The sequence below is a fragment of the Kamptonema animale CS-326 genome (assembly GCF_028330895.1).
Taxonomy (GTDB): domain Bacteria; phylum Cyanobacteriota; class Cyanobacteriia; order Cyanobacteriales; family Microcoleaceae; genus Kamptonema; species Kamptonema formosum.
On record NZ_JAQMUA010000320.1, the window covers coordinates 1 to 14718 of the forward strand.

The 14718-nt window shown below is 40.7% G+C and carries 10 protein-coding genes and 1 pseudogene; 7 read left to right on the forward strand and 4 right to left on the reverse strand.

The window, feature by feature from the left end; genetic code table 11:
• Nucleotides 1-271, reverse strand: a pseudogene (locus PN499_RS29590) (sensor histidine kinase); the annotation flags it as partial.
• 258 nt (nucleotides 272-529) lie between these two features.
• Between PN499_RS29590 and PN499_RS18320 the strand changes: the two are divergent.
• Nucleotides 530-1177: a transposase gene (locus tag PN499_RS18320; RefSeq protein WP_272033533.1), complete on the forward strand. Its 648-nt coding sequence runs from the start codon at nucleotides 530-532 to the stop codon at nucleotides 1175-1177.
• Here PN499_RS18320 and PN499_RS18325 read toward each other — a convergent pair.
• The 3 genes from PN499_RS18325 to PN499_RS18335 form a co-directional block, all read right to left on the reverse strand.
• Complete coding sequence (locus PN499_RS18325) at nucleotides 1134-1703, reverse strand: hypothetical protein (protein WP_272033534.1); 570 nt, start codon at nucleotides 1701-1703, stop codon at nucleotides 1134-1136. The two genes, PN499_RS18320 and PN499_RS18325, sit on opposite strands and share 44 nt — an antisense overlap.
• 590 nt (nucleotides 1704-2293) lie before the next feature.
• Nucleotides 2294-2440 (reverse strand): hypothetical protein, encoded by a 147-nt coding sequence (locus tag PN499_RS18330; RefSeq protein WP_272033535.1) that lies wholly within the window; start codon nucleotides 2438-2440, stop codon nucleotides 2294-2296.
• Nucleotides 2441-4144: 1704 nt separating this feature from the next.
• The gene (locus tag PN499_RS18335) at nucleotides 4145-4333 is read right to left on the reverse strand and encodes a hypothetical protein (protein WP_272033536.1); all 189 of its coding nucleotides are present in this window, start codon (nucleotides 4331-4333) and stop codon (nucleotides 4145-4147) included.
• 546 nt (nucleotides 4334-4879) lie between these two features.
• On the opposite strand from PN499_RS18335, the gene PN499_RS18340 reads away from it, so the two are divergent.
• From PN499_RS18340 to PN499_RS18365, 6 genes are all read left to right on the forward strand, one after another.
• The gene (locus PN499_RS18340; protein ID WP_272033537.1) at nucleotides 4880-6058 is read left to right on the forward strand and encodes a radical SAM protein; all 1179 of its coding nucleotides are present in this window, start codon (nucleotides 4880-4882) and stop codon (nucleotides 6056-6058) included.
• 346 nt (nucleotides 6059-6404) lie between these two features.
• The gene (locus tag PN499_RS18345; protein WP_272033538.1) at nucleotides 6405-7955 is read left to right on the forward strand and encodes a class I adenylate-forming enzyme family protein; all 1551 of its coding nucleotides are present in this window, start codon (nucleotides 6405-6407) and stop codon (nucleotides 7953-7955) included.
• Between the two features lie 410 nt (nucleotides 7956-8365).
• Nucleotides 8366-9127, forward strand: a complete 762-nt coding sequence (locus PN499_RS18350) for a class I SAM-dependent methyltransferase (RefSeq protein ID WP_272033539.1) — start codon at nucleotides 8366-8368, stop codon at nucleotides 9125-9127.
• Nucleotides 9124-9369 carry a phosphopantetheine-binding protein gene (locus PN499_RS18355; protein WP_272033540.1) on the forward strand — a complete coding sequence of 82 codons (246 nt, stop codon included), beginning with the start codon at nucleotides 9124-9126 and terminating at the stop codon, nucleotides 9367-9369. Before PN499_RS18350 ends, PN499_RS18355 begins: the two co-directional genes overlap by 4 nt.
• A 23-nt stretch (nucleotides 9370-9392) precedes the next feature.
• Complete coding sequence (locus PN499_RS18360) at nucleotides 9393-10511, forward strand: hypothetical protein (RefSeq protein ID WP_272033541.1); 1119 nt, start codon at nucleotides 9393-9395, stop codon at nucleotides 10509-10511.
• 46 nt (nucleotides 10512-10557) lie between these two features.
• On the forward strand, nucleotides 10558-14673 hold the full coding sequence (locus tag PN499_RS18365) for a non-ribosomal peptide synthetase (RefSeq protein WP_272033542.1): 4116 nt from the start codon (nucleotides 10558-10560) through the stop codon (nucleotides 14671-14673).
• Nucleotides 14674-14718: the final 45 nt, after the last annotated feature.

The following is a 14718-nucleotide window of genomic DNA, read 5'->3' on the forward strand; positions in this document are numbered from 1 at the left end:
GTTAACCTTCAGGGAACCGCCATGTTTTTCCTCAACAATTTGACGCGCGATCGCGAGTCCTAACCCTGTCCCTTTTCCTACTCCCTTAGTCGTAAATAAATGGTCAAAAATTTTAGATTGCACCTCGGCACTCACACCAATTCCATTATCTTTAATCCCAATTATTACCTGTTTCTGGTCTGCTGATAACTCAGTTACAACTATAATTTGATTGGCAATCTCTGCATAGCCCTTGGTTTGAGTCTTCTAGGGCATCAATTGCATTACTCAACTATGGTAAGGTCAACTTCACGAATCTTAGCCGTTATAGTTCTTTAAGTGAAAAAACTTATCGTCGTCACTTTCTTAAACATTTTAACTTTCCACAATTTAATCAATACTTTCTCCAACAAGCCTTGAATCCTGAGCCGACAATTATTGCTGTCATTGATTGTTCTTTCTTAAAAAAAAGTGGCAAAAAAACTGAGGGTAAAGCTTATTTTTATAATGGCATTGCTCGCACAGAGCTGAACAGGGATTGGGAATTTCTGTGATTTCTATTGTTGAAGTTGAGACACATTTATCTTTAAGAGTTGATGCTAACCTCCGTTATCTTTATACAGGTGAACAAAAGAAACGGGGCGCACCTCGGAAATATGACGGTAAATTTGACGGTCTCGATTTAAGTCGCCTGAATTTTGTTAAAGAAATAAAACCGGGCGTTACACTTTCTACATTAGTTGTGTGGAGTTGTTGTTTAAATTGCCAAATTTGTTTGGCTTGTATTTCTGAAGTTCAAGCCAACGGTAAACTCAAAAATGCCTTATTCTTTAGCACTGATATTCATCTATCGCCTGAACAAATTATTGAATATTATCAGGCGCGTTTTCAGATAGAGTTTGTGTTTCGTGATGCCAAACAATTTACGGGTTTATCTGATTGTCAATCTCCTCATCCCCAACGGCTTGATTTTCATTTTAATGCTAGTTTAACTTCTCTTAACTTAGCCAAATATCAGGCTTATAATTGTCACTTATCAAGCCAGCCTTTTGTGTTTTCTATGGCTGCTTATAAACGTCTGCAACTCAATCGGCATCTGCTTTCAACATTTATCTCTAAGTTAGATTTAGACCCAAATTTGATTTTAAATCACCCTAACTTTCCTGAACTCCTGTCCTATGGTACTTTGGCCGCTTAAAAACTGTCCGAAGTATTGATAGGGTAACGAGCCTGTTTTCAAGTTCGCTAACCGCCAAACGCTGTTCTCGCACTCGACCTACTCTCAGCGCATCAATCAGGCTAAGCAAGGCGTAAAGTTCTGGATCGTTTTTAGCCGCTTGGGGGACTGAACGGTACAGGGGTGCGATCGCCTGCCCTCTGACGACACCTTGAGGGTCAGGCCAGACATAAACCTCAGACGGTGAGGCAATTAGCTTGCTTTTCAACGGCTCAGCCGAATGCGCCGTTGGCAGTCCCCGACTTAAGGGGCCGGGTTGGGCATAGAATACATAGCGCAGCCCGTGAACTACGAATTCTAGTAGTGCTTGGGTCAAAATCCTGCGATTCTCACTATCATAGAGGCCTGCTGCTGCACATCGAGAGAGCGCACTATGAACTTCTGAGGCACTCATACCTAAGCTTTGAGCGAGGGTGCTGTAAGTCCAGGTTGCTTTTTCCCAACTGTGGACTTTGAGTATGGTAACGATATCTTGCGGTTTGAGCATAGCTTTATGGGTAGGCTCCGCCAGCCAAAGGCATCGCTTTCTTTCCTTTATTCTACATTCGCGAATAGCGAATAATCGAGATGTGGCGACTTTAATTTAATGTTCGGCGCTTGTTGAAGGGCGTGAGTTATTTCGGGAGTACAGCGATCGCTTGTGCTGAGAAAGTGGTTGTAGGAGCGATCGCACCATCCACTTCATCCATTTGGCGATTAATTTCTTTAGCAGTATAAATATATCTCTGAACATTGCTATTGCTACACCTTACTTCTGGTTTCGAGGTGAGGTGGATATCGGTTCTTAGTTGAGATTTGAGGATAATTTCTGCTCAATCAAGAAAATCAGTCTCTACAATATATACTTGTTTCTATTGGTAGGGCGATCGCTTGTTTGCACCTTGCAGATTTTGCTGGAAAGTGGCATGGGAAAACACGGGTTAGCGCGATTTCGTTATAGTTCAGTATCAAAACAGCAAGCTCATAAATAATAGAGCCGCTGCTTGCACAAACCTGTAGCTATTGGCGATCGCTTCAGTTGGTGCGATCGCGAGTGATTGGCATTGATTGCCGGTCAATTTGACCTAATAGTTTTCCCTATTCGCTCCCCCGCATTTGCGGGTAGTCATTGGCGCTCGTTTCAGTTGGTGCGATCGCAGGAAATCGGTGTAACTGCTGGCCTGTAGATCTAACCTTACCATTGGCGCTCGTTTCAGTTGGCGCGATCGCAGGAATTGGAATCAAAGCTTACCCGATAGTAGTTCTAGCAGTAACTATAGCTGAAAAGAGCATAAACAAACAGGCTCTACCCAACCACTAAGAGTCAATATTCAGGTTATCCGTTGGAATACTGCATCGAAAAGTATTTGTTGAGCCTGCTAATTCTACTAAAACTGTGAGGGCGATCGTTCGTCTCATTGAATTTTTGTTCAATACTGATCGTGTTGTGGCTCTACCATACAAACGCTCCTCTTTATTAGAGAAGTTTTTTATATTTTGGTATAAATATATCGTTCAACATTGCTATTGCTACTGCCCTTTCCTGCTTTTTGTGCAAGCTTCCTATCTGCATAAGTTTGAGTTCTCATGCGGTTTTTGTTGCTAACAAGCACCCAAATTTAGCTAACAATTAAGCTGAGGCGAGTACAAGTTTACTCGCACATTCTCATAAAAAACAGCGAAAAACAGCCAAAAACTCACGAAAACTCAGCCCTAAAAAGTTAATTTTGAGGTTTTTTCCTGTCCCGGTACGCTTAAGACTTATTTAACAATTTAACAGCCAACTCTACACTCCCAATTCTAGGAATTGTAGCAGAGACAAGCTTGTAACTTGTCTCATTTATAGCAAGGTGTACTTTTACAATTGAGCAAGCAGAACTAATCGAAAATACTGTTAAGGTTGCCTAAAAAATTGCCGCCTCGTTATTAGCCATTCAGCTATTGCATATTAATGTATCGGACAAAGGCGGTAGCGTTTTTCTCTTCTTGAGTTGCAGTTCAGTTTGTTTGGCTTTATTGAATGCAGTGCTACCGCACTTTAGTACAAAAAAAAGCGAAGTGCCTCAATATTTTTGGGCTGCCAGAATGCTCTAACCGTTACTTCGGCAAGCCAGTGAAATTTGTAGTCAAAGGAAAAGCCGCCACAATAGTATGAGCAATCGGCACAGTTGGAGATCGGTTAAAACCAAGCCTTTTGAGACACTTGGCTAACATCGCATCAGTGGCATTGATTGGGACAGTTGAATATCGGGTAAAAATAAGCCCCTTGACACTCCATCTCTAGTTTTTAGGTGTTTGTGGCGATAGCTGCTTCGATCGATTCAAAGCCAATTCTTTGTGGTCATTTGAATTGTCTTGACTTTAAAAACTGCAACTAGCGACTTGACTCCGCTGCCCTTACTCGAATATCCGAATCAGCCTGCAAGTCGTTACCACTGGCTCCCCATTAACCTGATCGATCCAAGTACACTTTGATGACCAAACCAATGCAGAAAACTCGCACTTACTCATTCACAATTTTTAGCTAAAAATTGCGAGGAAAAAAGAGGAGAAAACAGCACAATTATTACTCATTACATCTCGTAATTCCTACTTTTAGCCTCGCAGTGATTATAAATACTTATCATTTTTTGTAAAGAATTGTTGCTTTTGACGCGATTTTTTGTATTTTAGACCCTTCTAAATCCTCCTCAATCCTCGTAATATGTAGGGTAGTCGCATAGCAAGCCATGTCAAATAGACGTTATAGGGGGTAAAAATGAGCACTCTTTGCAAATTTATGGTTTTTGCAAGACTATGATAGGAATTGTTGGTGGGCAGGACTGGCGCGATCGCACACGATAACAGCCAAGGGCTAATTGGGATTATAAAAGCTGGGTATCGCGCAGTGTGTGCTCACGCACACACTGGCAGCCAAGGCAAGAAAGTTTGATGGGGCAGTTTGGACTTTCATAGAACAGTGCGATCGCTCCTAGCTCTCGAAGCCAGGAGCGAGCTACTTGGTGTACAGGTTTGCCTTGGGTACTCGGCATCGGAGCATTGTACGACGCAAGCCAGTTGGTGCAGTTGAGCATTAGCTGGTAATGCCCAACGCGATCGCGCGCCTTGCCATCCTGTTGGCGATGAAGCAGCCAGCAAAGATGTCGATACTCGCTGTGACGATCGTTGGTTCCACAGCGAGCATCGAGCTTGGACTTATCCCTCTTTTGTCACTTCGGGGAGAGAATAACAGTAGGCAACAACCAAATTTGTCACTAATTGAGCCTGAAAAAGAGTCGGAAAATCATTCATAAAAGAGTTTATTAACCAATTTTAAAGTGTCAGATAGCCCAGTCTTAACAAAAGTTAATACGCTGTCGATTACTTTTGTCCGACTACTTAATATATACTATGTTGTGTGGTTATACTCTTATCAGTACCTCAGCTTCGTTGGTTCGCCATTTACCTGGTTTTTAACAAGTCCTACTTTCTGCTGTGAGTAGTTCCGCTTTTTGTTCGCGTGTCGCTATCAAAACTAAACGAGGATATGAACTAAATGTACAAGCTAGCTAAGAGCCATGATTTCCTAATAGTCAACAGTGTAAGCGACTGTTGGCAGCGATCGCTACTCACTAACTCTTAGCAAGGGAAAACTCACCTTAGCAAATCCACATAATTTTACAATTGAATTAAAGGATTCGTTCAATGAAACCCCAATCAGATGTTCAGTTCGATAAACTTGCTTTTGAAAAAATGAAGCGAATAATGCCTAATCTATTGGCAGCTCGTCGAGAAAAAAATCAGAACGAAGATTATCGCACTCGGGCGCTACCAGAAGAAATTGCTTTTAAACTAACGAATCGCTGCAATTTAAGATGTAAACATTGCTATCAATGGAATGAAGATGGTCATCACCACGAGCTAGAAAGAATAGAGCAAAATCGGGATTTAGACTTTTCCATAGTTGAGAAAGTATTTGCACAAACCCATGAAGTAAAGTCCAATGTTTATCTGTGGGGTGGCGAACCACTGATTTACAGAGATTGGGATAAGTTAGTCGATTTACTTGAAAAAGATCCTCGTTGGACATCCATGTGTACTAACGGAATAGGTATCAAGAAGAACCTAAATTCTATTCTGAAGGTGTCAGATTGTTTTGAGATTTTAATTGCTATAGAAGGGTTTAAAGACGAACACGATGCCATCAGGGGCAAAGGTAATTACGAAAAAGCGATCGAAGGACTCGACCTTTTACTAGAGCAAAAAGAGGCTGGTAATTATAAAGGGGAAGTTGCTGTAAATTTTGTTATCACCGATAGGATGGTATCCAGAACTTATGAGTTGATAGAGTTTTTTGAATCAAAAAAAGTCGATACAGTTTATCTCAGCCTACTCTGGTATTTGTCTGACGAGACTTCAGCTAAGATGGATCGATACTATACAAAACACTTTAACTGGCTTTGCACCGAGCAAGAAACTGCCATACCTAGCTGGCACGCTTATAAATATAGACTCAATCCCGATGCTTCCGAGCGACTAATTGAGGAACTGAATAGAGTTAATCAAAGGACTTGGGCACTTAAATTACGCTATAACCCAGCTCTAGATCCTGATGAAGTTAAAGAATTTGTTTTAGGCAGCGATAAACCTGCTCAGAACAAAACTAAATGTTTGTCCATTAAAAACCGAATGGATATTTTTCCAAATGGGGAAGTAGTTTCCTGTAAATTTTTCCCTGAATTATCAGTTGGAGACCTCAAAGAAGAAAGTGTTGGTGAAGTTTGGCAGGGTTGCAAATTTACAAAAGTTCGAGAAACAATCGATCGAGAAGGCTTGATGCCTGTCTGTGCAAAGTGCAATCTTTTGTATTCCCGTGGCATTTGATTCATCTTTGTTTTCCCCTACCTGTTCTTGATATTCCTATCTGTGGGTATTGTGTGGTTGTTGATGCTACGATTACACTCTCCTGAGATGATAGAAGGAATGGAGCGCAAACTCAGAGAGATATATGGTGGGTAAAATCCTTAACCTCAGATATGGCACCGAGCCTTGGCGATTAGAAATCGCGGTTATAAAAACCAAGTCTAGCTGCGCGGACTAATTGAAAATAAAGGAACGGTTTTAAAGCCTGTAGAGGTAGGCTGTATCTGTGTAGCTCCCGACTTCCAGTCTGTGGCTAATAAGGTGTAATATCTGAGTAACGCAAGACTATATTAACCAAAAACAACCTATGCAAGTACACCATTTTTTACAAAAAAGCGCTGAATATTTGCCTAATAAGGAAGCTTTAATCTGTGATGGGCGAAGACTAACATTTGCAGAAATTGAAATTTACTCTAATTGTCTTGCTAATTCCATAAAAGCAGCAGGCTTGCAAAAACTAGACCGAATTGCTATTTACTTAGAGAACTCTGTAGAAGTTGTAATTTCCATTTTTGGGATTTTGAAGGCAGGTTGTATATTTACTATTATAAGTCCCCAGACTAAAGCCAGAAGATTGGAGTACATATTAAACGACTGCCAGGTGAAGGTTTTAATTACTCGCAAAAGTTTTATATTTAGTTGTTTAGAAGATTTCACTAATCTTTCCTTTCTCAAGTTATTACTTCTTGTTGAAGAAAAATTTTTTTATCAAATAGAACCTATCATTCAAGATGTAAAAACATTTTTCTTTTGGGATCTGATAGAAAAATTTCCAAATAGCTGCCCCGATGATGCGTGTAGCGACAGTGACTTATGCAGCATTAACTATACATCAGGTTCTACAGGTAATCCCAAAGGAGTCATGCTGACGCACTCCAACATGGTTTCTGCGGCTGAATCCATAATTGAATATTTAGAAAATACTGCTGAGGATATTATTATCAACGTTCTACCTTTATCATTTGACTATGGGCTTTATAACATATTAATGCCCTTTTATTTTGGCGGAACTGTAGTTCTTGAAAAGTCATTTATTTCTCCTCATCAACTTATTGGGTTAGTCAAACATGAACAAGTAAGTGGGTTGCCTCTGATACCGACAATTATAGGCTTAATGTTAAAATTTAAGAATTTGCAAAAATATGATTTTTCTAGTGTAAGGTACATCACTAATACCGGACAGGCTCTGCCAACTAAGCATATTTTTCAACTCAATGAATTATTTCCTCAAGCTAGGATTTACTCTATGTACGGTCTTACAGAGTGTAAAAGAGTATCTTATCTTCCTCCCGACGAACTGCTGATAAAACCCAAGTCAGTAGGAAAAGCAATGCCTAATGTAGAGGTTTATCTGGTCAGCGAAGATGGTAACAAGATAAATAAACCTGGCGAAATAGGGGAACTCGTGGTTAAGGGACCAAATGTGATGCAAGGTTACTGGAATTTACCTAAAGAAACCGCTAAGGTTTTAAAAATAGATAGAGTAAATGAGAAGGTTTTGTATACGGGGGATTTATTTAAAATGGATGAGGATATGTATCTTTATTTCGTCGGGCGAAAAGATGATATGATTAAGACCTCTGGAGAGAGAGTAAGTCCCAAAGAAATTGAAAATGTTCTGTATCAATTGGAAGGGATAGATGAAGCGGCTGTATACGGTGTTGAGGATGAAATTTTAGGTCAAGCGATTAAAGCAACTTTGGTATTGAAGAAAGGCTCAAATTTAACAGAAAAAAATATTTTTGAACATTGCTCAAAGTATTTAGAAAAATTTATGGTACCCAAGCACATCGAAGTTAAGCATGATCTGCCCAAAACGATAAATGGTAAGATTGACAAAAAAAGTTTAAAGAATTAAAATAATTTTTTGAGAATTAAAATAATCTTTTGTGAGGGTAAGGACTTAAATCTCCAGGTTCTTCCGGATGTTTGGTGTTTAAAGTAGCTGCTTATACATTTTTGCTGGACACTGAAGGCTGAAAATCCTGATGCAGTTAGATTATAAGATTGTGTTATCATCACAAGTACGGGTGAGCCATTCTGGGCTCAAATTGGCTTCTATCTCTCTGGGAAAGGGATTTAGCTCGTTCGCGGTAAATTGTACTCAAACCTAGTCGGAGCAACGAAAAAGTCAAATTGACCTTAATTCGTCTTACTGACTGGGTTTGAGCCTGTTTTCAAGATGAATTTTGTCTAAGTCCCGGTACTCGTGTCGAAGTACGGCGATCGCTGAACTAGGAGACAAGGTTAACACTAAGGTGATGGAAGATGAATGATACTAATTTAAGATTAAAATTTGTAAATCAGGGCTGGAAAAAATTAAAAAAGTTAAACACTATACCTATCGATTTAGAAAGAGTAACTTTAATTCGTGACCAAGACAGCGACTATCTGTCCAATCCTGCTAACGTAGAATCGCTAATGCTTAGCCTTGGTCTTAACGATGAAGGACTAGAAGAATTTCCGGAAAGCTTACACCCCTACTGTGGTCAAGGGTTGCGAATATGGCAGTATCCTGTTCAATTTAGTAAATATTTAGTGGATCTCTCAAAACTCAATATTACTTCCTACTTAGAACTCGGCGTTCGTCATGGCGGAACATTTGTTACCACAGTAGAATATTTGCAGAACTTTAACCCGATCGAGTATGCCGTTGGCGTGGACATTATTCCCTGTCCATCATTACTGGAATACCACAAAATGAACCCGAACGCTGAATTTGCTCAAATCAATACTCAGTCAGATCAATTCCAGCAAATGCTCGATCGCTACGTAAAATTCGACCTGGTATTGATTGATTCGTTCCATGAAGAAGTTCAATGCCGCCAAGAGTTTTTCTCAATTCGAGAAAAAGCCAACATTATTGGTTTCCATGACATTGCAAATGTCAACTACCCAGGCGTAAAAAAAGTTTGGGAAGAGGTAAAAAATATGGGAGAATATGATTGTTCGGAATACACCGATCGATATGAAGAAATCGAACCTTCATACATGGGAATTGGGGTTGCAGTAAGGAAAAATAGACTATGATCGACCAAATTAAAGCTCTTTTAGAAGAAGTAAAAAATGTCCCTGGACTGTCGGAAAACCTTTCTGATTCATCGGACATTATCGATGATGTGAAATTAGATTCTCTAGAAATGATAAATTTCATGCTGAAAATCGAAGAAAAATTGAAAATAGAGATCGATTTCGAGCAACTAGATTTTTCCTATTTGAAATCAATTTCAGCATTTAGTGAGTTTTTGTCTAGGATGGAACGTTTGGATTAAGATCCTCAAATCAAGGTGACGAAATGCTCAATTGTGAAAGTGAAAAAATTACAATTTTAGGTTCTGGGGTCGCGTTAGGGGTTTATATTCCAGCCTTACTTGTTAATTATCAGCTAAGAAAGCTGAACCTCGATTCAGATGTAATGGTTTTAGAAAATTATTACACTGACGATAGTAGAGAAAAATTAAAAGCTTATAAAAAAGCTTATCATACCAATTTCTCTGTGGCTTTAATGGGACATAAAATGACTAAAGATATTTCCGCCAGTTTGGATGATAATTTAGTCAACAATCTTTTGGAGAATTGGCAAGCAGAAAATCGGCTAAAATTTATCGTTTGGTCTGGATTATGGATGCCGATTTTAGAAAAATATAGAGAACAAATTGCTCCTAAAAAATTGAATGTAGATGCTTGTCGAATTGATGCCGATATATCAGCAACATTTAAGATAAACAAGAGCATTAATCAAAATTACAATGAAATTTGGCTGTGGAATTGGGAGCAAAAGAAACTAATCCACGAAATCCCGGTGACAAATCAACCACCTATCCCTTATGCGGACAGAAAAAATCGATTTGTGATTCATGGTGGTGGCTGGGGAATCGGCACATATCAAAGTAGAATTGCCGAGTTAGAAGCCCAAGGAATATTATTAGATATAGTTGCCTATTATCCTGAAGAAACAGAGCGGAAAAACTCAGGAAATAGATATTTTATGGTAGACCCAGATTGGTCTCCCTGGATTAAGAACCAAAATAATCAGCATGAATTTCCTCCGTTTGGCGAAGTAAGCGATTTAAATAATAAGAATTTTCAAACCAAAGAAGAACATCATCTTTTCCACGACTTGGTGAAGCAAAGTAAAGCCATAATTAGTAAACCAGGTGGCGGTACTCTGATCGATTCACTGGCATCGGCAACACCAATTATATTACTGGAAGCTTACGGTTATGCCGAGGAAAAAAATGCGGCCATCTGGGAATATTTAGGCTATGGAATTTCTTACGAAAAGTGGAAAAAAATGAACTATTCCTTGGAAATACTGGAACAGCTTCACCAAAATCTCCTCAATAAAAATCGGTTAATTAACTATCCACAGCAATATGCCGATCGATTATTAGCATTAAGCTGTAAGAAGTAAATGTTCGGAAAGGGAGCAAGAAGGACTAGACATTAATAGACATATTATGCAATTCAATTCAGAACAAGCTCAAAAAAAACTTTGGAATGCTTTTCGCGATGTCTTGAATTCATCGCGCCAAGGCCCTACTCTGCGAGAAATAAACAGAGAGGGATATCTGCCTCTCTCCTTTGCCCAACAGCGTTTCTGGTTAGTCAATCAATTAAACCCAAACAGTTCTGTCTATAATGAGTATGCAGCTTTTCTCCGCTTAAAAGGTTCCCTGAATATAGCTGCATTAGAGCAGAGTTTAAACGAAATTAGACGACGGCATGAAGTTTTGCGAACTAATTTTTCGATCGTCAACGGACAGCCACTTCAGAAGATTTCCCCTTATCATCCTATATCATTACCCGTCATAGATATCCAAAAAATTGCGCCCGATCTGCGGGAGGCAGAAGTTCGATCGCAAGTTATAGCAGAAGCCCAGCAGCCTTTTAACCTCGAACAAGATCCCTTACTGCGATTCAAACTTCTGCGCTTAGACGAAGCAGAATATGCCCTGATGGTAACAGTTCATCATATCGTTTATGATGGCTGGTCTCAAGGCATATTCATCCAAGAATTATCAACACTTTACAACAGCTTCTGCGATCGCCAACCATCACCCCTACCCGAACTGCCCATCCAATATGCCGATTTTGCCCACTGGCAGCGTGAGTGGCTACAAGGCAAAATATTACAGTCCCAGATTGACTATTGGAAGCAACAACTAAATGGTAGCCTTCCCGTATTAAATCTGCCTACAATTTCTCCCCGTATACGCGAAGCCGCTTGTCGCCAAACATCGCCAATTCAAACTTACCAAGGTGCGCGTTATCATTTAGCGCTACCCAAACAACTTCTCGATCGCCTTGATGCTTTAAGCCAGTCGGAAAATGTCACTTTATTTATGACTTTGCTGGCAGCATTTAAAACTTTGCTTTATCGCTATACAGGGCAAAAAGATATTCTGGTTGGTTCGCCCATTGCAAACCGTAACAGACGGGAAATATCAGGGTTAATTGGATGCTTCGTCAATACTTTGGTACTGCGAACTGACCTATCGGGAAACCCAAATTTTAGGGAATTGCTAGGTCGAATTCGAGACGTAGCTTTAGAGGCATATACTCATCAAGATTTACCTTTTGAAAAGCTCGTCGAAGAACTACATCCCAACCGAGATATTAGCAAATCACCACTGTTTCAGGTGATGTTTGTCTTACAAAATACTGCTATACCCACTTGGGAAATTAGAAACTTAACCGTCAGTACAATAGAAGTAGAAAACCAAACTGCTAAGTTTGATTTGACTTTATTGTTAGAGTACACTCCTCAAGGGTTAATGGGGCTGTGGGAATACAACACCAAATTGTTTGATGTTGCCACCATAGCAAAGATGGCAGAACATTTCCAAATCTTACTAGAGGGTATTGTCAGCGATCCAGATCGGCCAATTTACTCTCTACCGATGCTGACACCAGCAGAACAGCATCAGTTAATCGTGGAATGGAATAACACTCAAATTGAAACGCCAAAAATAGAGTGTATTCATCAGTTGTTTGCTGCCCAAGTGGAACGAACACCGGATGCTGTAGCCGTTATTTGTGCAGATGAAGAAATAACTTATAGAGAACTGAATGAACAGGCCGATCGCTTAGCTAATTACCTGCAAGAAATCGGTGTCAAACCAGAATTTTTAGTGGGAATTTGTGTTGAGCGATCGCTAATCATGGTCGTCGGAATATTGGCAATTCTGAAAGCTGGCGGAGCATATATTCCCTTAGACCCTGCTTATCCGCCCGAAAGATTAAATTTGATCTTAGAAGATGCTAATATTTCACTGCTATTAACTGAAAGCAAATTATTGAAAATATTACCAAAAAAACCAGCTAAAATAATATGTTTAGATAATTGGGAAACTACAGAGAAAGATCGGACTAAATCCCGTCAAAATTACCAGTTCTCCCAGCCAATTGCATCTAACTTAGCATATCTTATCTATACATCAGGTTCTACAGGCAGACCCAAAGGCGTTTGCATCGAGCATCATAGCGCTGTCACCCTGCTCCAGTGGGCAAAGACAGTATTTACCCCAGCAGAAATGGCAGGAGTTCTAGCAGCAACCTCTATTTGCTTCGATCTCTCCGTTTTTGAATTATTTGTACCCCTTAGCTGGGGAGGAACCGTAATTTTAGCCGAAAATGCGCTGCATCTTCCCAGCTTAAAAGCAGCAGATAAAGTAACACTAATTAATACCGTTCCCAGTGCGATCGCTCAACTATTCAAAATAGGAGGCATCCCCACTTCCGTTCGCACCATCAACCTAGCGGGTGAAGCCTTATCTAATCGTTTAGTCCAACAGCTTTATCAGTTACCGCACATTGAAAAAGTCTTCAACCTCTACGGGCCTTCCGAAGACACCACGTACTCTACCTTTGCCTTAATTCCCAAAGGATATGATGCTATTCCCCCCATTGGTCGCCCCCTATTAAATACCCAGTGTTTTATCTTAGATGCCCACTTGCAACTGGTGCCCATTGGTGTTCCAGGGGAACTTTACCTGGGCGGTGATGGACTGGCGCGGGGCTACCTCAATCGTCCCGTTTTAACGGCGGAGAAATTTATCCAGAACCAATTTAGCCACAATGTTAGCGATCGGCTATATAAAACCGGGGATATTGTCCGCTACCTAAGCGACAGCAATCTTGATTACCTTGGTCGCATCGATCATCAAGTGAAAATTCGCGGCTTTCGCATTGAATTAGGAGAAATAGAAGCCTTTCTTTCCCAACATCCTGCTGTAGAACAGGTGGTGGTGGTTGACAGAGAAGACAGAAATGGCGACAAGCACTTGGTTGCCTACCTTGTGACCCACCAACCGGCACCAACTCCGGGCAACCTCCGCGCTTTCCTGGCGGAACAGTTACCAGACTACATGGTGCCATCCCGTTTTCTGCTGCTAGACGCACTGCCCCTTACTCCCACTGGCAAAGTAGACCGTCGTGCTTTGCCTGACCCTGAACTAGCTGCTTTCAGCGAACTTGAAAATGGCTTTGTTGCGCCCCGTGACACCTGGGAACTGCAACTCGTCAAAATCTGGGAAAGCCTGCTTAATACAAGTTCGATCGGTGTCAAGGAAAGTTTTTTTGAACTTGGTGGTCACTCGCTTTTGGCTGTCAGCTTGATGGCAGAAATTAAAAAGCAATTTGGACAACAATTACCACTGACGACACTGTTTCAAAAACAAACGATCGAGCAGTTAGCAACTGTTCTTCGTCGTCAGCAACAAACTCAAACCGCCTGGGTTCCATTAGTCGAAATTCAGTCCGGTAATGGTCAAAAACCTTTCTTCTGCGTTCATCCGGTGGGTGGCAATGTCCTCTGTTACCTTGATTTAGCTCGTGATTTGGGTGCAGATCGGCCCTTTTATGGACTGCAAGCCAGGGGTTTGGACGGACAAGATCGGCCTTATGCCAACATTGAAGAGATGGCAGCTTGCTATATTGAAGCTATACGCACCGCTCAACCGCGTGGGCCTTACTGTTTAGGCGGTTGGTCAATGGGAGGAGTTGTAGCGTTTGAAATGGCTATTCAGCTACAAAGACAGGGCGATGAAGTGGCTTTGCTGGCGTTAATAGATAGCTGGGCACCAAACTCTCTTACCAACAGCCTGAGTCAGTTAGATGAGACTGATCTGTTATTGCAATTCGCCAAAGATCTCAGCCTGGGATTAGGCGATCGTTCTCTAGAATTGGACAGCTTACTGCGATCGCTACCCTCATCAGAGCAGTTAAATTTTATTTTGCAGCAAGCACAAATCGCTGGTGTCTTACCAGGGGAAATTGAGCCAGTACAGTTTTATCCATTGTTAGATGTTTTCAAGACCAATCTGCAAGCTATACAACGCTATGTTCCCCAAATCTATTCCCAGAAAATCACCCTTTTCCGAGCCAGTGAAAGTTTATCTGACGGTCTTCAAGATCCGGCATCAGGCTGGCATCCATTGAGTACCGAACCATTGGAACTTTATAACTTGCCCGGTAATCACTATACAATTTTGACTAAACCTTGTGTGGAGAAACTCTCAGCACAATTAAGACATTCTATCGATCGAGCAAGCACGTTTAACCTTCAAGAGTAAAGTTAATGTATTACGATTTGTATTCGCCGCTAATTTGGTTGAAAT

Excerpts from the sequence above, each read along its gene's own strand:
- PN499_RS18365 (WP_272033542.1), top strand. The coding sequence starts at position 10,558 with ATGCAATTCAATTCAGAACAAGCTCAAAAAAAACTTTGGAATGCTTTT.
- PN499_RS18360 (WP_272033541.1), top strand. The coding sequence starts at position 9,393 with ATGCTCAATTGTGAAAGTGAAAAAATTACAATTTTAGGTTCTGGGGTC.
- PN499_RS18325 (WP_272033534.1), bottom strand. The coding sequence starts at position 1,703 with ATGCTCAAACCGCAAGATATCGTTACCATACTCAAAGTCCACAGTTGG.
- PN499_RS18355 (WP_272033540.1), top strand. The coding sequence starts at position 9,124 with ATGATCGACCAAATTAAAGCTCTTTTAGAAGAAGTAAAAAATGTCCCT.
- PN499_RS18350 (WP_272033539.1), top strand. The coding sequence starts at position 8,366 with ATGAATGATACTAATTTAAGATTAAAATTTGTAAATCAGGGCTGGAAA.
- PN499_RS18345 (WP_272033538.1), top strand. The coding sequence starts at position 6,405 with ATGCAAGTACACCATTTTTTACAAAAAAGCGCTGAATATTTGCCTAAT.
- PN499_RS18340 (WP_272033537.1), top strand. The coding sequence starts at position 4,880 with ATGAAACCCCAATCAGATGTTCAGTTCGATAAACTTGCTTTTGAAAAA.